Here is a 24807-nt window from a genome sequence, read left to right as displayed (position 1 = left end):
CCTCCGCGCTACAAGCGCGGAAAGTCGGGTTTGGGGCCGTCACCAGTCATGGGTTTCGGCTTTCGGGAGGAGGAAATCTCAGCCAAGCCCCTTTTCGAAATCGTTCTATCGAGTGAGGTTATCCTCTCACTTGATATCGATCCCCAGGTCTCATCCACGACGCTTCGAGTCATTGCAAATCCGGCACCACTTCATAGGTCCAAACTCGAAACGCCTTCAGGACGTGCGGGCCGAAGGAATTGATGAGCGGTATGTCGGCCGCATCTCGGCCGCGTGCGACTACTATCCTGCCGATCCGCGGCGTGTTGTTGCGCGGATCGAAGGTATGCCATTCGCCATCGAGGAATACCTCTATCCAAGCGCTGAAGTCCATCGGATCGACGACCGGGACGCCGATGTCACCGAGATGACCGTTGATGTAGCGGGCGGGGATGTTAAGGCAGCGGCAAAAGGTCACCGCGAGATGCGCGAAGTCGCGACAGACGCCGATGCGTTCGTTGAATGCCTCGAAAGCTGTCCGGGTCGACCGGGCCTGCATGTAGTCGAAGCGTATGTGGTTGTGGACGAAGTCGCAGATCGCCTGCACGCGACCCCACCCGGGCGGGATCGTGCCGAACAGGTCCCACGCAATCTGGCTGAGACGGTCGGTTTCGCAATAGCGGCTGCCCATGAGGTAGACGAGACAGTCGTCCGGCAATTCCGCCACCGCGAGTTCCCGTGCGTTGGGCAGCACCCTGTCCAACTTGCCGTCATCCTCGATCGTCGCATCGCCCCACATCGTCAGGTCGCCGGCCGGCGCGACCAGCCGGCGACATCGGTTGCCGAAGAGATCGCGGTAGGTCGATACCGGAACGTCGGGGGCGGTGAATGTCGTTTCTGGAACCCTGATGTCGGCCGCACGATCTTCGTGGACCGACAGGAGACATACCAATGCGGTCGGCTGCTGGCAGGTCAGCGTGATTTCATAGCCATAGCGGATCAGCATGAGGATACTCGCTCCTGATCCGACTACCGGAAATCGGCGGCCGTTAAAATATAGAATTCGCGACGTCGGTGAGAATAAGCCTTGCGCGCTGCGTCGTAGATGGACGTGCGCATTGAATCGAACGCGGCGAGGCACTTCGCCTCCGATGGCGCTGTCCCACGTAACTCCGCGCCCGATTTCTCCAGTGCAGCGGCCTCCACCAGGAATCGCACTTGGGACATGCCGTCATGGCCGCTGAAGCGGACGACGTTCTGCTCATCATCGAAGCTGCGGCTCGGGTTTGGAAAGGACAGTGTCATGACCGGCATCCCATCGCTTCGCCCGACGCATCCCGGGCGAGTGCCGGCAGGCTGATGGGCTGTTTGCGGCATTCGGCGTTGCGAATATTGAGAGACATCATCCTGCTTGTGGCCTGTGACCTGTCTAGGCCAGTCAAGTCATCGTTGCCGACACGCGCCGTAACGCCCGTGAAGACATGATAGACCGTCCAGGACCTATCCGCTTCGATACGACGACCGTATTGATGGTCCGTGAAATCATTGCCCGGTGCGCCGCCCTCATTTTCCCAGATGGCGATCGCGACACTATTGCGTCGCAGCTCGGTTTGATTGTTTTGACCGTTCATGATTGTTGCCTTTCGTCATTGGCCGCTTCAGCGTTAGTGACGCCAGAATAGAGTGTCGCGCCGTTGGCGTCGGTGATCGTCATGGCGTCTGGTCGCTGCGGCATGTCGAGGGTTTGCGAAAGCAGCCGCGCAATCTCGATCGCGTCACTGGTATTCACCGCTTCCTTCGTTTCGCGGCCGACGACGGCATGAGCGTCGTCCGCGTTTCGGGTGCGGTAGAATTCGATCACGATCTTCATCACTGACCGGACCCGTTCCGAACGAGCGCCATGGCTGTCAGCTCTTGCCCTTGCCACGTGGGGCATTGGCCTCGGCCTGCTTACTCTGCGCGCCGAATGCGCCTTCAGGTTTCGGCGGTGCTTTCACCTGTTTCGGCTTTCTGATCTCGCGGCTGCTGCGTTTCTGTCCCTTGGCCATTGCCGAACGTCCTTTTTATGAGTGTTGCGCCATCCGGTTGATCCGGGCCTAGCGGCTCCAAGCGGTCTTGGGTCGCAACCCGTTCATGGCGCTCGTCGTCATTGCGAAGGCGGTATTGAAACGAGTTGTCGCGCGGAGGTAGCGTTGCGGTGATCCGGTATATATCCCCAAGCTTGGGCGACGTTTGGAACCCGCCCTTCAGCCGGACGCACTGCCCAATCGAAAAAAGATGTTTTGCAGCGTCGCGCGGGGTTGCACGGCGGGATGGTGCCATCATGATTGTTCAAGGTCCTTTGCGAGGGCGGCTTCCAGGTCCGCTGGATTGATCGGCACCATCTGCTGCGTCGGAGCCTGCGTGGCGACCGCCGGCAGGTGCATGAAAGCGCCGACTCGTCGCCAGGCAAGCCGGGAGGTGCCCTCTACCAGCTCCTCGTCGTGGTCGACGCGGTAGTCTCCCGCCGGTTGCGGCGCGTCAAAACCCGGCAAGCGGAAATCCGATGAAAAGTGAACGACAGTTTGCCTGGTGCGGCTGGTCATATTGCAGGCCTCCGCAGGAGCACGCGGATGCGCCTCCTGCATCATTCCCGCTCGAACCGGACGACCCCGATGCTGCCAGTACATCCGTGGTCAGCGCCAGGGTCCAATCCAGATCGAACAGAGCGAAGTGCGCGCCGGATCGGCGGTATGCATTCACTGTCGAGATTCGGGGTGTATGGCGGGTCTAGGTCTCTGACACCGCGAAAGCCAATCGGCCAAAATCAACGCACTCTATATATGCTCCTCAATCGAGCTGCGAACAAGGCGCGAGCACTTTTAAATTTGGGTACTTTCGCGTAACGGCAAAAGGAGAGGCTAAGCCAACTACCTTTACACGGAAATAATTAGACAGCCACCAATTTATATTTTCCTGTTTCCAGGCTATCAGGTTTTATTTTTGGCACTCCTATCATTCGAGTGCCAAAGGGCCTAATACAAAGGCGCGGCCCACCTATGCGCCGGCCGCAGAAAGAATCCCAATGAAATTCCGGCCACTTCACGACCGCGTCGTCATCCGACGCGCCGAAGGCGATATCAAATCCAAGGGCGGGATCATCATTCCCGACAATGCCAAGGAAAAGCCGCAGGAAGGCGAGGTGATTGCCGTCGGTCCGGGCTCGCGCGACGAAAGCGGCAAGCTGATCCCTCTCGACGTGAGGGCTGGCGACGCCGTCATGTTCGGCAAATGGTCGGGAACCGAGGTCAAGATCGACGGCGAAGATCTCCTTATCATGAAGGAGACCGACATCATGGGCATCATCGACAAGGCCAAAGCGGCCAAGAAAGCTGCCTGACCGAGCGATTTTCCCGCTCTCCTCATTTCAAGACTGAACTGGACGAAAAATCATGTCTGCCAAGGAAATCAAATTCGCAACCGACGCTCGTGACCGCATGCTGCGCGGGGTCGAAATCCTGAACAACGCCGTCAAGGTAACGCTCGGTCCCAAGGGCCGCAATGTCATCATCGACAAGGCCTATGGCCCGCCGCGCATCACCAAGGACGGCGTCACCGTCGCCAAGGAGATCGAGCTTTCCGACAAGTTCGAGAATATGGGCGCGCAAATGGTGCGCGAAGTGGCCTCGAAGACCAATGACCTGGCCGGGGACGCACCACGACCGCAACTGTGCTTGCCGCCTCCATTCTTCGCGAAGGTGCAAAGCTTGTTGCCGCCGGCATGAACCCGATGGATTTGAAGCGCGGCATCGACCTTGCCGTAGCCGCCGTCGTGAAGGACATCCAGGCCCGGTCCAAAAAGGTGAAATCATCGGAGGAGATCGCCCAAGTCGGCACGATTGCCGCCAATGGCGACGCGTCCGTCGGTGCGATGATCGCCGAGGCGATGAAGAAGGTTGGCAATGAAGGTGTAATCACAGTCGAGGAAGCCAAGACGGCCGAGACTGAACTCGAGGTGGTCGAGGGCATGCAGTTCGATCGCGGCTATCTCTCTCCCTACTTCGTTACCAACCCAGAGAAGATGCGCGTGGAACTGGAGGATCCGTACATACTCCTGCACGAGAAGAAACTCGGCAATCTGCAGGCCATGCTGCCGATCCTCGAGGCCGTGGTGCAGAGCGGCAAGCCGCTGCTGATCCTCTCCGAGGACGTCGAAGGCGAAGCGCTGGCGACCTTGGTCGTCAACAAGCTGCGCGGCGGCCTGAAGGTCGCGGCGGTCAAAGCCCCAGGCTTCGGCGACCGCCGCAAGGCTATGCTGGAAGACATCGCCGTTCTGACGCAAGGACAGCTGATCTCGGAAGATCTCGGCATCAAACTCGAAAATGTCACCATCGACATGCTCGGCCGAGCCAAGCGCGTAGTCATCGAAAAGGACACGACGACGGTGATCGACGGCTCCGGCGAAAAGCAGGCGATCGCCGGCCGCATCCAGCAGATCAAAGCGCAGATCGAGGAGACCACCTCGGACTACGACAAGGAGAAGCTGCAGGAGCGGCTGGCGAAGCTTGCCGGCGGTGTTGCCGTCATTCGCGTCGGCGGCGCGACCGAGACCGAAGTCAAGGAAAAGAAGGATCGCATCGATGATGCGCTGAACGCCACCCGCGCCGCTGTGGAAGAGGGCATCGTGGCAGGCGGCGGCGTAGCGCTTCTTCGTGCCACGGCAACCTTGGCCGGGCTTACCGGAACCAATGCCGACGTGACGGCGGGTATTTCGATTGTCTTGAAAGCACTCGAAGCACCGATCCGGCAGATCGCCGAGAACGCTGGCTTTGAAGGTTCGGTCGTCGTCGGCAAGTTGGCCGGCGGCAAGAACCCCAGCGAGGGATTTGATGCCCAGACCGAAACCTATGTCGACATGATCAAGGCCGGCATCATCGATCCCGCCAAGGTTGTCCGCACCGCTCTGCAGGACGCGGGCTCCATCGCCGCGCTTCTGATTACCGCCGAAGCCATGATTGCGGATGTTCCGCCGAAGGATGCAGCCGCTGCGGGCAATGGCGGCGGCATGGGTGGAATGGGACACTAAGCAGCGGCTGAATGCCCGGCCGCTGGCGGCCGGGCGCAATCCAGAACAACACTCAAGGAGGAGAACTTACATGGCCATGCAGACCAATACCAAGCAATCGCTCGCCCAGCGCTGGGAAGCCTATCAGCCATCCAAATCGGCGCTCGTCTGGGCGTGCGCTGCGACGGCTGTCGCAACGATGATCGTCGGCTTCAGCTGGGGCGGGTGGGTCACGGGCGGCACGTCGCTAGCACAGGCAAAGGCCGCCGGCGACTCGGCGCGCAGCGAATTGGCCTCAGTCATCTGCATCGACAAGTTCAATGCGTCTCCGGATAAGTCGGCGCAACTCACCGCATTGAACGCAATCTCCGACAGCTACAAGCGGCGGCTGTTCGTGGAGGCAGGAGGCTGGGCGACGATGCCTGGTCAGACGTCTCCCGACAGGCGCGCCGCCGAAGGCTGCGCTGCAGCACTCGCAGCCTAAGCCACGCAAATGTAATCGTCTTCGGACGTCTTCGCGTCAAACCAGGAACACGATAATGATCTCTTTTGTGAAAAAGACGGACACGACGCCGACGAGCAGGGAAGTCGAAGACAATCGCTTCGAGCAGATCCGCAAGGAGGCCGCGGAACGGCACCGGAAGGCGGATACGGACGGCACCCGTCGCCGTGCTCGCTCGACGGCCGAGGACAACCGGCTTATCTGAGGCGAGCTGGAGCGGCATCGTACAAAATAAGACATGAAACAGGCCGACCTAAGTGTAGTTCGGTCGCCATGGCGCTGTATTATTTCGACGTGCGCGACAATGACCGGCTCTTTCCCGACGATGAGGGGACAAGGCTTGCTGGAAGCCTCAATGCTGCTCGTGCGAAGGCTTTCGCGGCCCTGGCGGACTATGTGAGAGAAATCGCACCACCCGACCGCCGCTGCTGCCTTGCAATCGAGGTTCGCGACGAACACAGCCAACCAATCTTGAAGGCGACAATGACCTTCGAGATCGAGTTATCAGGCCGGCAAATATAGGCGTATGTCAGTTTTATTGCGTCCACGCGATGTAGCGATCGGGCCTACCTCACTAGAACGCCCGGTGCCTTTCAGCGAAATATTCGACCACAACAACTGGCGATGCTCTCTCGAAGTACACATCGCATGCGCCACTGGCAATCTGAGATGCCGGATCGAACGACCTGGGCAGCAGAATGAGAAAACCAGTATCCCGTGCCTTTGGCATCCGGGGACCTCAAACAACCCCACCAAGGCAGTCGCAGCAGGCCACTCGGCTCGCTGGAGCGCCCCGATAAAAGAGTATCTGACGTCGTCGGACCGAACCGCGATGGTCGGGTTTCTGATCAACATTATGGGTTTTAGTTATTATCCTCATCGTGTTCTTCGGATAAACTGCCGACAACCCTGCCGTTTTGAAGTCGATTTCGTCCAAATCTCGGACTCCACTCGCTCCAAATCTAAAGTTGAGAGCGGCCCACAAGGAAACAACACATGTCGGACGCTATCCTTCCGAAGCAGAAGATGCCCAAGCTGGTCGTCGTCATGGCGTTCGACCCTGATGACGACGGCGTGCTTCAGGTTGTATTCGGCCCAGCCGAGCAGCAGAGCGAGGAGCGTGCAATTCGGACAGCGAAGGCGCTGGCACCCAAGCATGCCGGCGTCATCGCCTGGTCGCGAGAAGCCAATCCGGCGCTCGGCGAGTATGGCGAGCCTTCGACCTTGTTCGTCAGCGGAGATGTGCCTGCCATGGAATGAGCGGCGGGATGGTCGGGAACGTCACCCACGCCAGGCTGCTTAGGCGATCGGTGCGGAAGTGCAGCGATGGCACCGATTTTGCGATTCCGATCAAAAACAATCTCGCTGTCATGGGAGGCACATTCTCGAACATGCAGCGGCCAAGCGTTGTGTATTGATGGATTGGGGTTAGGCCGGCATGAAACGAACGATGTACGCAATCGTATGCGTGGCTTTGATCGCTGCGGGCTCGGCGTTGCTCTTTTCGATGTCTCTCGACCCCCCGAATGAACCGTTTGCGGCTAGCAAGTTACAGGACGGCTAAATCTTGGACGCACTCCCGAACTGGCTAGCAATAGCGAGGCAAGATAACCGCAGCCGCTGCGGAACATCCGCACTAGCCAAACGAAGCGCGGGCGAGGCGGTTGGACCTATGGCGGCATTTGACCTGACATGGCACAATGACCGGTGGTCTGTATGCCAATTTCGGGAACCGGCTTGATGATTCCCAGCACGCTCCAAGCCCCTGACCTCCCGGCAAATGTTCTCGAATTTGACGATGACGCGCTGTTGGACATCGTGCAGCGGCATACGGCCCGGTACTTCTGGGAAGGCGCACATCCCATTAGCGGCCTTGCCCGTGATCGACAGAAGACCACCGGTGCTCCGGCCAACGATCTCGTGGCGATCGGCGGCTCTGGCTTCGGCATCATGGCCATCATCGTTGCGGTTGAACGCGGATGGATCGATCGCACGGCGGCGTTAAGCCGATTACAGGGAATGCTGGATTTTCTGGAAAGCTCGCCGCGCTATCAGGGCGTGTTTCCTCATTTCATCAACGGCCGCACTGGTGCGACAATTCCATTCCGTCGCAAGGACGACGGCGCTGATCTGGTCGAAACCACTTTCCTGTTTCAAGGCCTGATTTGCGCCCGCGAGTATTTCGCCGGGATGGCAACCGAGGAGGCGCGCCTTCGCCAGAGCGTAGACGAGCTATTGTCACAGGCCGAATGGAACTGGTTCACGCGCGGGGCTCGGCAACTCATGTGGCACTGGAGCCCCAACCACGGCTGGGCGATGGACAGCCCGATCAGGGGTTGGAACGAATGCCTGCTCACTTTCGTGCTGGCGGCGGGATCAGCGCGCCACTCCATTGATCCGGGCATCTATCACGAAGGCTTTGCTGGTGGACCCGACTTTCGAAACGGGCGCGACCATTACGGGATCGCCCTGCCGTTGGGAATGAATTCTGGTGGTCCGCTCTTCTTTTCGCACTATTCCTTCTGCGGGCTCGATCCGCGAGGCCTAAGCGACCGATATGCCGACTACTGGCAACAGAACCTCTGTCATACGCAGATCAATTATCGGCATTGCGTTCGCAATCCCCATAAACATTTGGGATACAGCCCTGACTGCTGGGGTTTGACCGCGAGCCATGGGCCGCGGGGATACATCGCGAGTGCACCTGACAGGGACTTTGGCGTAATCGCTCCGTCCGCTGCCCTGTCGAGTTTCCCTTATGCCCCGGCCGAAGCGATGCGCGCACTGCGTGGTTTCCTGACCAAGCCTCTAATCCGCATATGGGGCCGGTTCGGCTTTGTCGACGCGTTTTGCGAAGGTCGCAACTGGTACTCCCGAACCTATCTGGCGATCAATCAGGGGCCAATAATCGCTATGATAGAAAACCACCGTACAGGGCTTTTGTGGAGATTGTTCATGGGCGCGCCGGAAGTGCGCTGGGGCTTGGCGAGGCTGGGCTTCTCCACCCAGCATCTGGACAGCATCAACGTCCGCTCAGGGGGTCAAGAGCTGCCGCGGATTTAGTCCATGGGGATGGATCCTTCCCTGAACGATCGCCTGGCAGGTCCACGCGGTTCGCGATGCGCTTGCGCGCCGCCTCGTAGCTCCGGCGCGGAGTGCCAAATGTCAGGGGTAGTCGCGAGATAGTCTAAGCGTTGAGCCTAAACGTTACCATGTAGTCCCAAAGACCATTGCATAGATAGCGGTTCCAATAAACAACACGGTCGACATTCTCATGAATAGCTGAAATGAAAAATAATCTCTCATCGCGGCCTCCTTTGTTTTGTTAATTTTTCTTGGCCAACGTTTGACCATATCACATATGAATGCGCGCTGGTAATTTATTTCCAGAGTTTCTAGAGGAGGTCTCGATCAAGCAGCTGACCGTTTGCAGCCGCAGGTCGAAGTCGGTTTCGTAGATCGCCTGGTTGATTGCCTCTCGCTTCGACGATAGTCGCTGGCCCTTTAATTTTGGGCTGGATCGCACCGTCAGCGCGTGGTGGGCGTCCATGACAGCGTGAGCGTGGTGACACCGGAGGGCACTCCCTATCCGGATCGACCGCGATCTTCTCACGCGAATGGTCGAATCCCGCGGCTGGGCCGGACGACATCGGGCGTTAGCTGCTTTCTGTTTATAGCGTAACATCCGCTACAATCGCGCTCGGCCGAGGCTGCTGCTGTCGCCTACCCTCCCTATTATGCAGCGCGGGCTACCGACCAGCGTCTGTTCTTTGTCGTACTGCCGACATTGGCGTATCGGCCGCCGAAGGTCGCCTCAGGGTCAGATCGCGTCATGCGACGCTCCCAACTGGATGACGGCAAAGGGTCGAACTCGGTCGTTCAGAGTGATTGGGTTTTGGCGGCTAGAGCGGCCCGGCATGAGGTGGTCCGGACTGTGAACGAGGGGTGTCGGCAGAGCGCGTCTCATAGGGGGCCCACAAGCCAGTGCCACCCCCCGCCGACAAACCCCGGCGGGCGGGTGCCTCGGGGACACGATGGTAGATTGCCAATGCGTTCGCGCGTGTGGCCTTAAGTCGCAAACTATTGGCTTCAGAAGCAGGACGTCGGGCTTCATTGACGGTGCTACCAACACCATATGGTGATCCATAGCCCTCCAAAACGAGACAAGCTCGCCCCGACGGGTCGCACTGCGGCCGTCAGCCGGCAATTGCCATGAACTAGGAAACCATCATGCCTGAAAATATCAGATTAACTTCGAGAGATGTCCCCCTCATTCAGCTAGGCCTCTATCAGTGCCGCTTCCCGGTGAGCGAAGACCCGTCAGTACCCGGCGGTTATCGTTTTTGTGCTGGGCCAACTTCGCCGGATCGCGTCTACTGCGATCACCACCACAATATTGTGACCGCCGTGGACCCTCGTCGAGCCCGTTCGGGTCTTCACCTCGCTCAACGACGCGCCGCGTAAATCTGGCTGGCGGCGGCCTCCCGGCCAGGCGCTATGCGCTCCAAGGCCTTGGCTACGACCATTCCGTCGGCTCGGTCTGGCCCATCCTCCCTTATGCCGTCTTCGCCGATGTATCCCCCGTCGCCCGATTGAGAACGACGACTTCTCGCCGAAGCGATCGCTTCGGAATGCCGTCGTAGTCCGACCAGAAGCTCCGTGTGCTTTTGTAGAGGTCGAGGGTCCAATCCAACGTCTCCGACGGTGATCGTGACCAGGTCGCAACCCCGCAACTTGCTGTCGATCGCGAGATTGAACAGTCAATCTGGTATGCGGTGGGCATGTCGAGGGATGGATGAGTAGCAGTCAACAACGGGCGCCGATTGGCCCGTGCCGAAAAGTCCTGCCAATGCTGCTGCTTCCGCTTCGATGTCGAGCATGCGATATTGATACCTGTCTCAAGCGCGCCGCGAAAGTGGTGTCCGCTTTGGGTCATTCCTTCGCCTCCAGCAGGATTCGGTACTCGGGCGGCGCCTTCAGCAAGGAGTCGATAGCGCCACTTGCCAACCTCAGCACCTCTAAGCGCGAACGTCTGGTGTGATGCCCGATGCGCGAGTTCGTAGGGCATCTCGCTGTTACATCGCGGTGACAAAAGCACGCCACGGTGGCATCAACCGGTTACGCAGGGCAGGAAATATCTCCGGCCTTCTGGGAGTGGCGTGTCAGCGTCTCTACAGGCTGCGTGGGCGTGTCGTCGCTTGGCTGTTAGCGCGGCGACTGGAACGCTCCACGCCTCGCAAGCGGGATAGCGAAATCTCGTGAAGGCAAGGTCGAGCTGCGTTCTGAATCGTCGACGGGCGGCGACTGGGAGAGATGGATACCATGCACACGGGGAGTCAGGAAGTTGGCAGGACATGGACGCGGGGCGGCCCGCGTGCAGGCGCTTGGCTGAGTGGTGCAATGGCCACGCAGCGCCACCTCGCAGCGATCCTGGCTTGCGACGTGGTCGGCTATTCGCGCCTGACGGAGCGGGACGAGCGCGGCACGCTCGAGCGGCTGAAGATCTACCGCAAGGACCTCCTCGAACCGCTGGTCTCTGAGCACCGGGGTCGGATCGTCAAGCTCACCGGCGACGGCATGTTGTGTGAGTTCGCGAGCGTCGTCAACGCGGTGGCCTCGGCGATGGCGATCCAGCAGGCCCTGGCAGAACACGAGGCGGAGATGCCCGAGGAAGAGCGGATTCGCTTGCGCATCGGCGTCAATCTCGGCGACGTGGTCTGCGAGGACGACGGCGACCTCTACGGCGACGGGGTCAACATCGCCGCCCGCCTCGAAAGCATCGCCGATCCCGGCACCGTGGTCGTCTCGGGCACCGCGTACGACCACCTTCAGGGCAAGCTCGACTGCGGCTTCACGCCGCTCGGCAACCTGCGCCTCAAGAACATCGAGCGGCCTGTGCGCGCCTACCGCGTCGAGAGCGACGCCAGCGCCTCGGTGGCTGCACCGCCTCCCTTGCCCGAGAAACCCTCGATCGCGGTTCTGCCTTTCACAAACATGAGCGGCGATCCCGACCAGGAATACTTCGCCGACGGGCTGGTGGAGGACATCATCACGGGATTGAGCCGGGTGAACTCCTTCTTCGTGATCGCCCGCAACTCGTCGTTCACCTACAAGGGCCGGGCGGTTGACCTGCGCCAGGTCGGGCGCGAGCTGGGCGTCCGCTACGTGCTAGAAGGCAGCATCCGCAGAGCAGGATCGCGGGTGCGCATCAGTGGGCAGTTGGTGGACGCGATCAGCGGGCATCATGTCTGGACCAACCGCTTCGAGGGCGACGTGAGCGACATCTTCGACCTGCAGGACAAAGTGACCGAGAGCGTCGTCGGCGCAGTCGAACCGAGCATCCGGCTGCAAGAGATCAAACAGGCGCGCATGAAGCCGACCGAGTACATCAGCGCCTACGACCTCTACCTTCGCGCGCTGCCGCGCTTCTACAGCATGACGCGCGAAGGCTTTGCCGACGTGCGCCGGCTCACCAACGAGGCGCTCAGCATCGACCCTGGCTTCATCCTGGCGAAGGCACTCGGCGCCTATATCCGCAGCCTATCCGTGAGCCAGTGCTGGCACGAGCCGGACGATACCCGAGTCGCCGCGCGCATGGCGCGCGAGGTACTGGCGGAAGCGCGCGACGACCCCACGAGCCTACGCTTCGCCGCGCAGGTGCTCGCCTACAGCGCGAAGGACTACGAGGTGGCGCTGGGCGCGATCGAGCGATCCCTGATGCTCAACCCCAATTCGGCGCAGGGCCATACGGGCAGCGGCTGGGTGAACGCACATTCCAGCCGCCCGCTCGTCGCCATCGAGCACTTTCACAGGGCAATGCGGCTGAGCCCGGTCGACCCCGAAAAGGGCATCGCGCTCTCCGGCATCGGGATGAGCTACCTGATGCTCGAGCGCTACGAGGAAGCGCTGGCATGGGGAGAACGTGCGCTGCACGAGATGCCTAACTACGGCTCCTCGCACCGGGTGGTGATCATGGCGCTGATCAAACTCAACCGGCTGGACGAAGCGCAGGCGGCGGCGCGGCGGCTTATGAAGGCGTTCCCGACCTACACGCTCACCCTGCAGAGACAGATCAACCCGTGGCTGGACGAGGTGTTCGCCGAGCGTTACGTCGAGGCGCTGGGCATCTCCGGCGTGCCGGAGTGATCGTCGCGGTTGCAATGCCCGGCGAGGCGACGTTCCCTTGACCCCTTCGCTTCTGGAAGGACAGTTCTCTGGCCGGCTTGTCTGAGGACTGAGCGCGTAGAGCAGCCGTGAACAGCCGGCAAGCTCTCTGTTGGGTTCGCGTCGAACTTCCGGTTTCCACCCCACTGCGACATTCCGACAAAGGCGCTCGTCTCTCCCTTTAGGAGAGCATGACTTTTCCCGCCACCGGCGCTAGCTGCTGCCGTGGTCCCTCACGACTTGGCTGAGGTAGAGCACTGGCCAGGCGCAGCTGGTCGGGGTTGCGCAGCCTGGTCGGGTGCGGTTGAGTTCAAGGGCAAATCCGGCAACGACAACCAGCCGTCGTGACCGACGGCGCCGCGCCTGCTTCCACAGGGCGGCGGCCGCCAGCCGGGATAGTGTGCCGAAGGTTCTGCAAAAAGTTTTGGAGAGAGAACGGGGCTTGCTCTGAGGGGCGAGCGGCCATGGCACGGTGGTGACGTTGCGATCACCGATTCCCGTGGAAGGGGAAGTGCCATGACCAATCGAGACGTTAGACTGAGCAGAGGCGAGTTGAAAGCGTTGCTGTTGTCGGATGAGGACGGCTTTCGCCAGGCATTGCAGAGTGTCGTGCAGGAGGTTCTTGAAGCCGAGATGACGGAGGCGATCGGGGCCGAGAAAGGCGAGCGGACGGCGGAGCGGACGAGTTACCGGTCCGGCTATTACGAGCGCAAGCTGGTGACGCGGGTCGGGGTGCTGGAGCTTCGCGTTCCGCAGGATCGGGCTGGCCGGTTCTCGACGGAGTTGTTTGAGCGCTACCAGCGTTCGGAGAAGGCATTGGTGTCGGCGCTGGTCGAGATGTACGTGCAGGGCGTCTCGACCCGCAAGGTGAAGGCGGTGACGGAGGAATTGTGCGGCCACTCTTTCTCGGCCTCGACGGTGAGCGAGGCGACGATGCGGCTGGATGAGGCGCTCAAGGCGTTCTTCACGCGGCGGCTCGAGGAAAGCTATCCGTATCTCATTTTGGACGCGCGCTACGAGCGGGCTCGCGAGGCGGGCGTGATCGCCAGCCAGGCGGTGCTGGTGGCGATCGGCGTGGATTGGGAGGGCCGGCGCCAGGTTCTGGGCGTGGAGCTGGCCAACCGGGAGAGCCATTCGAGCTGGCGCGAGTTCGTGACGGGGCTCAGGAATCGCGGGCTCGCCGGCGTCGAGTTCGTCGTCTCCGACGACCATCCGGGGCTCAGGGCGGCAATCCGCGAAGTGCTGCCCGAAGCGGTCTGGCAGCGCTGCTACGTGCACTTCCTCAGAAACGCGCTCGACTACGTGCCGCGCAAGGTCGACGACGATTGCCTGATGGAGCTCAGATGGTTCTACGACCGGCGCGACCTTGCCGAGGTCAAACGCGACCTGGCGCAGTGGATCGCCAAATGGCAGGCCAAATACCCGAAGCTGGTCAACTGGGTGGAAGATAACATCGAGGAGACGCTGAGCTTCTATCGGCTGCCGCTAGCTCACCACAAGCACATGAAGTCGACGAACATGCTGGAGCGGCTGAACCAGGAGATCAAGCGGCGCACCCTGGTCGTTCGCATCTTCTCCAACCCGCGGAGCTGCCTGCGGCTGGTTCGGGCATTGGCGGTGGAGATCCACGAGAACTGGCTCGAGGCGACCCGCTACCTCAACATGGATCATCTGCGCGAGCACAAGAAGGAGAGCCTGAGGGCCTTGGCCGCCTGAGCACCGTCATGTGTCCGCCGCTCCGCTAAACACGGGGGCTGCGCGGCGGACACGCCGACGTCACCGCAATGCCACGCCATTTTGCAGAACTTGACGCACACAACTCCAGCCCAGCCGGGTCAGGGTTAGTAGTGAAAAGAGGGGGGAAAGGGCGGCTCTGCCCCCTCTCCCCTGCAAGGGGAAAATCGGTCTCCCCGTCCTTCCTCCGCGCGGCCAGGGCCGCGCTCTGTGCAGGATCGACGCGGATCCACATACGCGGATCGGCGCCGACCCCCGGCTTCGCCTTCGGGCGGGTGATCCCCGTCCGATTTGTCGTCTTGCCCCCTCTCCGCCGCTGTTCCGCACGAGCTCGGGAGCAGGAGCGGGGCTCCTGCCCCTTCGGGCAGGATTTCGCTTCGCGGGAAAAAGGGAAATCAGGAGAAAGCATCATGACCGAGACCATAACCATTTCATTGAACAAGCTGGACGTAGACCCGAAGAACGTCCGCAAAACCTATAGCGCCGAGGGTATCGCGGCGCTGGCAGCGAGCAACAGGGCCGATGGCTACAGGCTGCTGCAAAACCTTGTCGTCAGGAAGGGCGACAAGAAGGGCCGCTGTTTCGTGAGCGCTGGCGGGCGACGCCGCGCAGCACTCAATCTGCTGGCCGAGAAGGGAGAGATCGCGAAGGATTCCCCGTTGAATGCAAGGAGCGAGCGGGAGGGGACGCGAAGGCGACCAGTCTTGCCGAAAACGTCTTGCGCGAGGACATGCACTCGGTCGACCAGTACGAGGCGTTCCGCGATCTGGCGGACGAAGGCAAGTCGGTCCCCGACATTGCCGCACGGTTCGGCGCGGCCGAAACGATTGTGCGCCGCTGCCTTGCCCTTGGTCGCGTGTCGCCGCGCCTCTTGGAAGCCTACCGCAACGAGGACATGACCTTTGAGCAGCTTTCGGCCTTCACGATCAGCGACGATCACGAGGCGCAGGAACGGGTGTGGAATGAACTGCCGGCGTGGAACCGTTACGCGCAAAACATTCGTTCCGCGCTTGCTGGCGGGGCGTTCGGGCAAGCGACAAGAGGGTCAAATTTCCTGGGTGGGCTGGACGCCTACGAGGCGGCAGGCGGGAGCGTCAGGCGCGATCTGTTCGATGACAAGGAAGGCGGTTTCGCCGTCGATGTCGTGAAGCTGGACGCCCTTGTCGCAGCCAAGCTTGAAAGCGCTGCCAAGGCAGTGAAGGCGGAAGGCTGGAGATGGGTCGAGATCATGCGAAGCGACGGTCGACTGCCTTGTATCTCGCGTTAGACTTCGTCATAGCGAGCTTATCTCGATGCGGATCATGCCGCACATTGCCGATGATGCGGAAACCCCAGCAATAGCCAAGCTGACAAGGCTAGGGCTGGGGAGTTTTTTCGCTCGGGCCGATGTTGATGGCGGCGCTGCGGGGCACAAGGCCGAGCGTGGCGATGGGACCCCCCCGTCGCGGCTGTCTGCACCTTCCATTAGGCCGTTTCGAGCCGGCTGAACCGAACCGGGATGAGTTTCCGGGTCCCGAGCTGCCCTGCCGCATCCTTGTCGATGACAGTCAGAAACTGTGCTTCTTCAGATCCCAAAGGCAGAACCAGGCGTCCCCCCGGCTTGAGTTGCTTCAGTAAAGCCGGGGGGGTCTGCTCAGCCGCCGCCGTGACCAGGATCTTGTCGAATGGGGCGTGCTCGGGCCAGCCACGAGACCCGTCTCCGACACGAATGCCGACATTGGCTAAGCCGAGGCCCTGCAGGAGAGCCTTCGCATGGATTGCGAATTCCTCGATGATTTCGACGCTCCAAACTTGCCCGGCGAGCTCCGCAAGAATTGCGGTTTGATAGCCCAGGCCGGTGCCGATCTCGAGCACCGCCTCGTGCGGTTGCGGCGCAAGGAGATCGGTCATGAGAGCGACGATGAACGGCTGCGAGACGGTTTTATCGAAGCCGATCGGCAGGGGCATGTCCTGGTAGGCATAAGCTGCAACCGAGGCTGGAACGAAGAGATGCCGCGGCACTCGCCGCATCGCTGCCATCACCCGCTCATCGAGCGCCGCCTTGCCGAGTTCTTCGCTTGCAAGGTCGGTATGGATTGCAATCATCTCGACCATGTGCCTGCGTAGGATCGCCAGATGCTCTTCGTTCATTGGCTTCATGACAGTCGGGCTTTTCCTCAACCAGGCTTGATGCCACAGTAGTCTTATATCCCGTTCAGTCACAGAAACGCCCGCCATCGTTTCCAGTTGCGGGTGCCCAACGGCAAGTGGAGGTGATTTGGGCGTTGCGTTTTGGTCGTTATCGACCACGGCGCGTTCGCAGAAACGAACTCAGACGAACGCACGACTGTTGAGGTGAGGGAAGATGCCGAGTGCAGCCCTCATCGGCAAGCGTTTCGATGAATTCGCCATCCGTTCCAGGCGGAACGCGGGCAACAATGCTTGAGGTGCGCCTCACAATATTGGAAAGCACCCTTCGCGCCTTGCCCGGGCCGATGTTGCGCTGCATGTGCTGGTAGACGGCCAGCAGCAGGACGATATCGTACTTCGGCAGAAGGATATTGCCGAGGCGGCGGCTGCCAAGGTTTAGGCGATCGAACCGGGCATGTACCGGGGAGCCGCTCAACAACATCTTTGCAGTCTCGATATGAGGTTTGGCAATGTCGATCCCATGGATCGAACTCGGTCTTAGCTTAGATATCTCATAGGCGACAACACCCATATTGCAGCCAATATCGAGAATTTCCTTGTCGGCACAAAGTGGCAAGCGAGCCGAACAGCCAGTCGCTAATGCCCTTGAGGTCGTGGTCCCGCCAAGGTGGACCGGGCCGAACCTCGTTGCGGACAGAAAGACTCTCGGCGAGCACGCCGTCGAATGTCATCGCCGAGAGCTGGTTTTGCCAACGTCGAAGACGGCGATATTCGCGCCGTCCGCCTCCTGCCCGTCATGCATTGGGTCAGATCAGACCGTATTGGCGAGCCTTGTTGCGCAGGAAAGGCAAGCCATTGCCCATCACTTCGGCCTCGTCCTTCGCGACCGGCCGCCAGACGGAGAGGCCATAGGAGACTTCCGGCGGCATGTTGATGAAGCTTTCCATGGCAAGTCCGCCCTTGAAGCCGATCGCCGCGAGCGTTGCGTAGATCTCGTCCCAGGGGCAGTTGCCGGTGCCCGGGGTGCCGCGATCGCTCTCTGACAAGTGAATGTATTTCAGGTGCTCACGAGCGGCCAGAATACCATTGGCGGCCCCCTTCTCCTCGATGTTCATGTGATAGGTGTCGAGATGGACAAAGATGTTGTCGGCGCCGACTTTCTCGAGCATCCAGACGGCCTGCGCGCCGGTATTTATCAGGTGGTTCTCGTAGCGGTTCACCGCCTCGATTCCGAGCTCTATGCCGCGCGTCTTGGCGTGCTTGGCGGCGACGGTCAGCACATGCGCGATGTTGTCGTATTCCTTGTCGGTGGGTGGCACGCCGGTGCGTTCACCGATACCACCGAAAATTACACCGGAAAGCGCCAGAGCGCCCATCTCTGCAGTCTTGTCGATGGCCACTTTGAGATGTTCGATGGCGGCATCCGGCCGCACCGAGGCCCAGGCCCGCTCCGGCAAGCCAAGCGAGCAAACAGCTGGAAGATTGTGCTTTTCGAGCAAGGCGCGCGTATGCGCGGCATCGACCGCCGGCGCGTTCAGAAGCGCGATCTCGATAAAGTCCATGCCGTATTTGACGGAAGCGGCGATCGCCTTCTCTGCGCCCGCCCGGTCCCAGTTCATCGTCCACATCGAGGTGTGGACCCCAAAACCATGCATCTAACTCACCCTTTGTTTGTGTTTAGGAACTTTAGGCGCCCAGCAAGCCAGCGCAGGATCATCACGGTGATCATCAAAATGCCCCAGACCGCCGTCGCCAGATGCTGGTTGGCGCCCATCAGATTGAGTCCCGAGGACAGAAGCTGGAGCACCACGAGCGCGACGAAGACAGGGATCACGCGACCGAAGCCGCCGAACGGATTGACCCCGCCAAGAAAGCAGGCAAGCACAGTGATCAGCAGGTAGGACTCGCCGTGGCCGACACGCACCGAATTGAAGCGCGCCAGCATGATGATACCGGCGACCGCGCACATCGCACCGGACAGTGTGTAGACCAGAACCTGCACCTTGCGCGTATTAATGCCGGAGTAGCGCGTGGCCTCGATGTTGGAGCCGATCATATAGGTGTTGAAGCCTAGCTTCATGCGTGTCAGCAGGAGCTGCCAGATCAGCACACAGGTGATGAAAATGAGCAACGGAACCGGGATACCGAGAATCGAACCGTAGCCGATCGGCGCCAGGAAGCTGGGAAAGCCGGACACGTCGCCGCCATGCGTCAGGAACTCACCGAGACCGCGCAGGAAAATCATCATCGACAGCGAGACCAGGATCGGGTGAGCCTTGGTGTTGGCGATAACGAGCCCCATGATCAGTCCACTAAGTGCTCCGACCGCAAGGGCAACGATCGCGCCAAGGACAAAGGCACCAATGCCCGCGTCGACGCCGCCCTGGCTTTGAAGGATCCAAGCGAGCGTCAGCCCGGCGATGTTGGCCGTGAAGGTGATGGCCAGGTTCAGGCCGCCGGTCAGGATCGGGAGCAGCATGGCGAGTGTGAGCAGGCCGAGCTCCGGCAGCTGGTAGGCGACGGAGCCAAAAGTGGCCCGGGAAAGGAAGTTCGGTGCGGCAATGCCGAACACGATCATGACCACCACGAACGCAGCAAGCGGACCTGTCAGTTCGGGGCCAAGCAAGTTGCGGACGCGTTCAATCACAGCCGTCATGAAGGCACCCGCCGGCTTTTCAGGAACGGCAGCAGGCGTTCGATGCTGGTGTTCGACAGGGTGATGGCGGTCAGGATGATGGTGCCGACGATCATCTTGAACGCGAAAGGCGACACGCCCATCAAATTAAGTCCGTTCTGGGTGATCGAGACCAACAGAACGCCAAGAATGCAGCCGAGCACGCTGCCTTTGCCGCCGCCAAGCCGCGCACCGCCAAGGACTACGGCTGCCAGGACGTCGAGTTCGCGCCCATACAGGGCGTTAGGCACGACTTCCTGCGCGTAGTGCGCTTGGACGAGACCGGCGATGCCTGCCATCAGGCCAAGCCAGCCGAAGGCGATAAACTGCATGGCACCAACATTGATGCCGAAGCGGCGCGCGCCTTCGGGATTGTCGCCAAAAGCGTAGAGTTGGCGACCAGTGGTCGTGCGCGTGATCAACGCCCAGGTAGCGAATACGCATATGGCCATAATGAGCACGGGTAGGGTTATCTCCGCCCAGGTGCCGTCAGCCATCTCGCGCTCGAACAGCACCACGCGGTTGGTGAGCCAGTCCGGCAGATTGTAGATCGAAACGCCGCCTGTGAAGAACATCAGCAAGCCGAAGAAAATGTTGAAGGTCGAAATCGTGGCGACGATCGAGATGATCCTGAACCTGTGGATCAGGAAAGCATTGATGCAGCCCAACGCGACGCCCAATGCGCCAGCGATGGTGAGGCCGACAATCCAATTCCCGCCGCCGATCCAGCCAAGGACGATTGCCGTCAGATATTGTACGACGGAGGCAGCAACCGCGAAGGAGATGTCAATGCCGCCGGCAATCAGCACGACGAGCAGACCGACGGCGAAGATGATGTTGACCGAACTTGTGTTCAGGAGGTCAAACGCATTACCGAGGGTGAAGAACCGGTCTGTCGCAAACGACAGGAAGGCGCAGATGACCGCGATGACGGCGAGCAAAGCCAGCTCCGTTGCATGAGAGCGGACAAACCTACGCATAGACCGCCTCTTCGATCGCCTGGAGGGACGTGGCGCCGGGGACATATTCGCCGACAACGCGCCCCTGAGCCATGTGCAGCACACGGTCCGCGTTGAAATAGACTTCCGGTACCTCGTCCGAGATCAGGATAATCGACAGGCCGCTGTCGGCCAGCTTGGAAACGATATCGAATATGCCGGCACGCGCGCCAACATCAACACCGACCGTCGGTCCGTCGAGGATCAGCAGTTTCGGTTGAGTCGCCAGCCATTTTGCAATGGCGACACGTTGCTGATTTCCCCCCGACAGGGTCGAAACCGCGTCTTCCTGCATTCCGATCCTAACGCCGAGATCCCTTATCCAGCTACTGACCAGGGACCATTTGCGATCGCTCGAAATGAAACCGCCCGAAAGAACCTTGTCCAGCGAGGCAATGACCATATTGTCGGCAATTGATTGGGGCTGAATGAGGCCGAGCGACAGCCGGTCTTCCGAAAGATAGGCGACGCCGGCGGCGATCGCGTCACGGTTGGAACCGAAGCGAACGGGCCTGCCATCCAGCACAACAGAGCCGGACCTCGGCTTGCGCATGCCGAACAAGGTCAACGCCAGCTCGGTGCGCCCTGCCCCAAGCAGCCCGGTGACGCCGAGCGTCTCGCCGCGCCGGACCGTCAATGACACATCCTCGAATTCACCGGGCCGCGACAGCCCTTTAACCTCAAGCACGACCGGGCTCGTGCTCAAATCGCGATGCAGGACGGAATAGTCGAAGGTCTTGCCGGTCATCAGCTCTGTGATGCGCGATTGGGTCAGACCTTTGGTCGGATAGACGCCAACCAAGGCGCCGTCGCGCAGCACCGTCACACGGCTGGAGATTTCGAGAACCTCCGCCAAGCGATGACTGACGAACACAACGGCAACGCCCGACGCCGACAGATTGCGCACAATGTCCAGCAGATAGTCGGTTTCAGATTGGGTGAGCGAGGCCGTCGGCTCGTCCATGAAGACAAGCTTCGCTTCGCCGACGAGCGCGCGCGCTATAGCTACGATCTGCCGCTGTGCGATTGGAAAATTGTGGAGTGCGAGATCGACATCGAGGGTAACACCAAGACGTTCCAAGGCGTTGGTCGCGACACGCCGCATTTCGGCATAGTTCACCAGTCGCGGCCAGCGGCCGATGACAGTCTGGAACGCGATGTTCTCGGCGACGGTCATCTCGGGGAACAGGGCGAGGTCCTGCCAGATGACCTGAATTCCGCCGGCCTGCGCCGTCACCGGTGACATATGGGCGTAGCTCTGGCCGTCATAGTCGATCTCGGCGCCGGCCTCGGGCTTGTACACGCCAGTGATGACCTTGATCAGCGTGCTCTTGCCTGAACCGTTCTCGCCGGCGAGGCAATGCACCTCGCCCGGCAGAACCTCGAAGCTGACATTCTTCAGCGCCTTGACGCCGCCAAACGTCATGTTGACATTTCGGAGCGATAGCAGCGGCCGTGACGCGGAGCCATCGGGTGCCTGATCAGCCATCGAGTTGAACCTGGATCTAATCGCGTTGACACATCCTCAGCCGGGCCGGCTCGAGGCCAGCCCGGCTGCCACAGCCTTGCGAGGCTTTACAGGCCCATCGCCGCAAGGCCGTCGACAGTGTCCTTGTTGATCGGGACCAGCTGATCGACGATGATGTTATGGTTTTCGAAGTCGGGCTTGACTGTCCCTAGCCCTTCGATCGTATCGCCATCCTTGACTTCTTTGCCCTTCATGAGCTGGTCGGCCAGCGTGACGAAAACCTCACCCGCCTGCTTCGGATTCCACATGAAGCCGCCGGAGATCGCGTCGCTCTTGATGAGCTTCTGGCCCTGCCCCGGCGAGAATGGGCCGAGCACGAATATCTGGCCCACCTTCCGGCGCTCTTCGATTGCGCGGCCAGCTCCGATCGGGCCTTGGCTGCCGAAGGCAAGGAAGCCTTTCAAGCCGGGATTGGCGGAAATCAGGTCAAGTGCCGTGCTGCGGCTCTTGTCCACATCCTCGGCGACGCCATAACGATCGCCGACAAGCTTCATGTCCGGATGGTTCTTCTTCAGATACGCGATTGCCGCATCGGCCCAGGCATTGTGCAGCGGCACCGTCAGCGAACCAACGAAGACTGCATATTCACCTTTGCCGCCCATCTTATCCGCCAAGAGCTTGGCATGAGCCTCACCGAAGCCGGTCGCGGACGCGAGTTCGAAATCCCAGTCGGCGCCCTTCTGGCCAGGCGATTCATGCGTGATGACGATGATGCCGGCGTCCTTGGCCTTCTTCAGGACAGGTTCAAGCACTTTCGCATCATTCGGCACGACCCCTATGACCTTCACGCCCTGTGCGATCAGATCCTCGATGGCGCGAACCTGCAGTGCCGGATCGGCACTGGTCGGGCCAACCATGAATGCGTCGACGCCGAGCTTCTGGCCGCGCTCCTTGATCCCCGCCTCCATTGCGTTGAACCAGGGAATGCCGCCAATCTTGACGACGACGCCGACTTTGCCGGCCTGCTGTGCCATGGCAGCGATTGATCCGCCAAGCATAAGGGTCGCGGCGAGCGCCGCGATCATGAACTTTTTCATCTGTACTCCTCCCATAACGTTCCGAACGGGAACACACCTCCGCCATCGATTTGTGCTTGCACAATCGATGGTGCATTAACTATTGTGCATCAAGACGCGCTCGTCAAGCGAGATATTGCACCAGCGGGATATTGCTCTAAACAGACGCTCCGGAGGGCCAGATGCATCAGCAGGTCAAGAAGAAGGCGACGATCTATGACCTGTCCGTGCTATCGGGCAGTTCGCCGTCGACCGTGAGCGCGGTGCTGAACGGCACTTGGCGCAAGCGCCGCATCAAGGAAAGTACGGCGGAAACAATTCTCAGCCTCGCCGAACGCCACCAGTACACCACCAATCTGCAGGCGCGAGGCTTGCGACGGTCGCGATCGGGCCTGGTCGGCCTGATGCTGCCCATCCACGACAATCGCTACTTCTCCTCCATGGCGCAGACATTTGAGGGACATGTGCGCAGCCGCGGTCAATGCCCGGTCGTGGTCAGTGCCAGCCGCGACCCGGAAGAGGAACGCCGGACCGCGGAGACGCTGATTTCCTACTCAATCGACCAGCTCTTCATTGTCGGCGCCACCGATCCGGACGGCGTGCACGAGGTCTGCGAGGCGGCGGGACTGAGGCATGTCAACATCGACCTACCAGGAGCAAAGGCGCATTCGGTGATCAGCGACAATTATGAGGGCGCGCGGATGCTGACGGAGGCAATCATCCGCCAGTTCGGCAATGATGACCCCCTGCGGCCGGACGAGCTGTTTCTGTTTGGCGGCCGCAACGACCACGCAAGCCGCGAACGCATCGCCGCTTTCCATGCGACCAAAAAGGCACTGTTGGGCGCCGACCCTGATGACGGAGTACAGTCCTCCGGCTATTCGCCCGACATAACATTGCGTGCCTTCGAGGCATTTTGCCAACGCCATGGCAAGCTGCCGCGCGCATTGTTAATCAATTCGTCGATCAATATGGAGGGTCTGCTGCGTTTCATGGCGGGCCGGCCGGCGGAGATGTTTAGCGAGCTTGTCGTCGGTTGCTACGACTATGACCCATTCGCCTCTTTCCTGCCCTTCCCCGTAATCATGGTGCGGCAGAATTTTGAGGCGATGATTGCGAAGGCGTTCGAACTGATCGATCAACCCCCGGCGGCACCGCAGATTTTCTTGATTGCGCCCGAGTTGATCCAGCCCAGGTCTGCTCTGAAAGGGCCGCTGGATACGTTGAAGGATATAGCGTGAAGCCCCGAAAACCCGTCTTTGCACAGCTCCCCTCACCCGGGTATCAACGCGCGCGCTGCTATGCGTGTTATCTTCGACGCGATCCGGGTCAAGATCAGGGAGGAGGGCTTTAATTCCAGCAGGAATTTCCCTCTGAAAGCAACGCCGCTCGCCGATCGAGCTTTTCAGGGCCGAGATGTTTGAACCAGCGGGACGCGCCATTTCGCGACACTTCCCGGCACTTCACGAAACCTGACCTTTTGCGCTACGGCTTGAGTCGACGCCATTACAGTCATTCACAGAACTGACGGGAGCATCGTGCATTCCGCTATCACGCTGTCAGCGGTTCAGGCGGCGGAAACATCTGCTGGAACCGGGCCAGGGCTTCAGCGTCGCCAGCGACGTGGACGGTTCCTTCCTTGATTGCCTGAGCTGCCGTGACCTCACGGAGGAATATCCGGTTGAGCGCTTCCGCATTCATCGTGAACACCGCAGCCGGGGCGTTGGCGCTGCCCTCGCTTGTTGCGCAGGTTTCGCCATCCACCCAAACTAGTCGCCCTGAAGCCGCCCTGCACGGGAGGTCTCGTTGCCACTTGATGGTTCCATTTGGAAGATGGCAGAGACAGGCCCATTCTCTTCCCAAGGTTTCAAATGGCCGTTAGTGCAGTGACAGACTTTGCCCACATGGGAGGTGATGATGGGTCGAGATTTCTCGAAATCGAGCATTTCAGGGAGTCACCGATCAACGATTGGTCAGGAAAATCGCTTCCTCGTCGTCGCGCTGCCTGCCGCCAAGTGCTGCAGCCGCGCTGGCAATG

At 60.4% G+C, this 24807-nt stretch carries 24 protein-coding genes and 2 pseudogenes; 12 read left to right on the top strand and 14 right to left on the bottom strand.

What is annotated here, in order from left to right; genetic code table 11:
* Positions 1 to 169: 169 nt before the first annotated feature.
* The 6 genes from NKJ55_RS30485 to NKJ55_RS30460 form a co-directional block, all read right to left on the bottom strand.
* Positions 170 to 985: a transglutaminase-like domain-containing protein gene (locus NKJ55_RS30485; RefSeq protein WP_352453112.1), complete on the bottom strand. Its 816-nt coding sequence runs from the start codon at positions 983 to 985 to the stop codon at positions 170 to 172.
* Between the two features lie 23 nt (positions 986 to 1008).
* Positions 1009 to 1284: a DUF1488 family protein gene (locus tag NKJ55_RS30480; protein ID WP_352453111.1), complete on the bottom strand. Its 276-nt coding sequence runs from the start codon at positions 1282 to 1284 to the stop codon at positions 1009 to 1011.
* Entirely contained in the window at positions 1281 to 1610 is a 330-nt protein-coding gene (locus NKJ55_RS30475) for a hypothetical protein (RefSeq protein WP_352453110.1), read from the bottom strand. The genes NKJ55_RS30480 and NKJ55_RS30475 overlap by 4 nt, the downstream gene beginning before the upstream one ends.
* Positions 1607 to 1849: a hypothetical protein gene (locus NKJ55_RS30470; protein ID WP_352453109.1), complete on the bottom strand. Its 243-nt coding sequence runs from the start codon at positions 1847 to 1849 to the stop codon at positions 1607 to 1609. The genes NKJ55_RS30475 and NKJ55_RS30470 overlap by 4 nt, the downstream gene beginning before the upstream one ends.
* Positions 1850 to 1953: 104 nt before the next feature.
* On the bottom strand, positions 1954 to 2304 hold the full coding sequence (locus NKJ55_RS30465) for a hypothetical protein (RefSeq protein ID WP_352453108.1): 351 nt from the start codon (positions 2302 to 2304) through the stop codon (positions 1954 to 1956).
* Positions 2301 to 2564 (bottom strand): hypothetical protein, encoded by a 264-nt coding sequence (locus tag NKJ55_RS30460; RefSeq protein WP_352453107.1) that lies wholly within the window; start codon positions 2562 to 2564, stop codon positions 2301 to 2303. Before NKJ55_RS30460 ends, NKJ55_RS30465 begins: the two co-directional genes overlap by 4 nt.
* A 479-nt stretch (positions 2565 to 3043) precedes the next feature.
* On the opposite strand from NKJ55_RS30460, the gene NKJ55_RS30455 reads away from it, so the two are divergent.
* From NKJ55_RS30455 to NKJ55_RS30400, 11 genes and pseudogenes are all read left to right on the top strand, one after another.
* On the top strand, positions 3044 to 3358 hold the full coding sequence (locus NKJ55_RS30455; protein WP_352453106.1) for a co-chaperone GroES: 315 nt from the start codon (positions 3044 to 3046) through the stop codon (positions 3356 to 3358).
* A gap of 52 nt (positions 3359 to 3410) precedes the next feature.
* Positions 3411 to 5044: pseudogene (gene groL, locus NKJ55_RS30450) on the top strand (chaperonin GroEL).
* Between the two features lie 70 nt (positions 5045 to 5114).
* On the top strand, positions 5115 to 5507 hold the full coding sequence (locus NKJ55_RS30445) for a hypothetical protein (RefSeq protein WP_352453105.1): 393 nt from the start codon (positions 5115 to 5117) through the stop codon (positions 5505 to 5507).
* 55 nt (positions 5508 to 5562) lie between these two features.
* Entirely contained in the window at positions 5563 to 5730 is a 168-nt protein-coding gene (locus tag NKJ55_RS30440) for a hypothetical protein (protein WP_352453104.1), read from the top strand.
* A 68-nt stretch (positions 5731 to 5798) separates the two neighbouring features.
* Positions 5799 to 6047: a DUF6894 family protein gene (locus NKJ55_RS35690; RefSeq protein ID WP_502894985.1), complete on the top strand. Its 249-nt coding sequence runs from the start codon at positions 5799 to 5801 to the stop codon at positions 6045 to 6047.
* A 474-nt stretch (positions 6048 to 6521) separates the two neighbouring features.
* Positions 6522 to 6785 carry a hypothetical protein gene (locus tag NKJ55_RS30435; protein ID WP_352453103.1) on the top strand — a complete coding sequence of 88 codons (264 nt, stop codon included), beginning with the start codon at positions 6522 to 6524 and terminating at the stop codon, positions 6783 to 6785.
* 480 nt (positions 6786 to 7265) lie between these two features.
* On the top strand, positions 7266 to 8588 hold the full coding sequence (locus tag NKJ55_RS30430; RefSeq protein ID WP_352453102.1) for a glucoamylase family protein: 1323 nt from the start codon (positions 7266 to 7268) through the stop codon (positions 8586 to 8588).
* A 2337-nt stretch (positions 8589 to 10925) separates the two neighbouring features.
* On the top strand, positions 10926 to 12671 hold the full coding sequence (locus tag NKJ55_RS30415) for an adenylate/guanylate cyclase domain-containing protein (RefSeq protein ID WP_352453100.1): 1746 nt from the start codon (positions 10926 to 10928) through the stop codon (positions 12669 to 12671).
* A gap of 534 nt (positions 12672 to 13205) precedes the next feature.
* Positions 13206 to 14405: an IS256 family transposase gene (locus tag NKJ55_RS30410; RefSeq protein WP_352453099.1), complete on the top strand. Its 1200-nt coding sequence runs from the start codon at positions 13206 to 13208 to the stop codon at positions 14403 to 14405.
* Between the two features lie 68 nt (positions 14406 to 14473).
* Positions 14474 to 14995, top strand: a pseudogene (locus tag NKJ55_RS30405) (hypothetical protein); the annotation flags it as partial.
* Positions 14996 to 15141: 146 nt separating this feature from the next.
* Positions 15142 to 15690: a ParB/RepB/Spo0J family partition protein gene (locus tag NKJ55_RS30400; RefSeq protein ID WP_352453126.1), complete on the top strand. Its 549-nt coding sequence runs from the start codon at positions 15142 to 15144 to the stop codon at positions 15688 to 15690.
* Between the two features lie 197 nt (positions 15691 to 15887).
* Here NKJ55_RS30400 and NKJ55_RS30395 read toward each other — a convergent pair whose 3' ends face one another.
* From NKJ55_RS30395 to NKJ55_RS30365, 7 genes are all read right to left on the bottom strand, one after another.
* Complete coding sequence (locus tag NKJ55_RS30395; RefSeq protein WP_352453098.1) at positions 15888 to 16562, bottom strand: protein-L-isoaspartate(D-aspartate) O-methyltransferase; 675 nt, start codon at positions 16560 to 16562, stop codon at positions 15888 to 15890.
* Positions 16563 to 16701: 139 nt separating this feature from the next.
* Complete coding sequence (locus NKJ55_RS30390) at positions 16702 to 17169, bottom strand: class I SAM-dependent methyltransferase (RefSeq protein ID WP_352453097.1); 468 nt, start codon at positions 17167 to 17169, stop codon at positions 16702 to 16704.
* A 190-nt stretch (positions 17170 to 17359) separates the two neighbouring features.
* Positions 17360 to 18208, bottom strand: a complete 849-nt coding sequence (locus NKJ55_RS30385) for a sugar phosphate isomerase/epimerase family protein (RefSeq protein ID WP_352453096.1) — start codon at positions 18206 to 18208, stop codon at positions 17360 to 17362.
* A gap of 5 nt (positions 18209 to 18213) precedes the next feature.
* Entirely contained in the window at positions 18214 to 19209 is a 996-nt protein-coding gene (locus NKJ55_RS30380) for an ABC transporter permease (RefSeq protein WP_352453095.1), read from the bottom strand.
* A complete protein-coding gene (locus NKJ55_RS30375; RefSeq protein WP_352453094.1) occupies positions 19206 to 20207 on the bottom strand; it encodes an ABC transporter permease in 1002 nt (333 codons plus the stop codon). Before NKJ55_RS30375 ends, NKJ55_RS30380 begins: the two co-directional genes overlap by 4 nt.
* Positions 20200 to 21714: a sugar ABC transporter ATP-binding protein gene (locus NKJ55_RS30370; protein ID WP_352453093.1), complete on the bottom strand. Its 1515-nt coding sequence runs from the start codon at positions 21712 to 21714 to the stop codon at positions 20200 to 20202. Before NKJ55_RS30370 ends, NKJ55_RS30375 begins: the two co-directional genes overlap by 8 nt.
* Positions 21715 to 21800: 86 nt before the next feature.
* The gene (locus NKJ55_RS30365) at positions 21801 to 22790 is read right to left on the bottom strand and encodes an autoinducer 2 ABC transporter substrate-binding protein (RefSeq protein ID WP_352453092.1); all 990 of its coding nucleotides are present in this window, start codon (positions 22788 to 22790) and stop codon (positions 21801 to 21803) included.
* A gap of 161 nt (positions 22791 to 22951) precedes the next feature.
* Between NKJ55_RS30365 and NKJ55_RS30360 the strand changes: the two genes are divergently transcribed.
* A complete protein-coding gene (locus NKJ55_RS30360; protein WP_352453091.1) occupies positions 22952 to 24010 on the top strand; it encodes a LacI family DNA-binding transcriptional regulator in 1059 nt (352 codons plus the stop codon).
* Between the two features lie 310 nt (positions 24011 to 24320).
* On the opposite strand, the gene NKJ55_RS30355 is transcribed toward NKJ55_RS30360, so the two are convergent.
* Positions 24321 to 24533: an alkyl sulfatase C-terminal domain-containing protein gene (locus NKJ55_RS30355; protein WP_352453090.1), complete on the bottom strand. Its 213-nt coding sequence runs from the start codon at positions 24531 to 24533 to the stop codon at positions 24321 to 24323.
* Between the last annotated feature and the right edge of the window lie 274 nt (positions 24534 to 24807).

Source organism: Mesorhizobium sp. M0106 (assembly GCF_040322715.1).
Lineage (GTDB): Bacteria > Pseudomonadota > Alphaproteobacteria > Rhizobiales > Rhizobiaceae > Mesorhizobium.
Note: the sequence above shows the minus strand (reverse complement) of the source record. Positions and strands in the feature narration are given on the sequence as shown.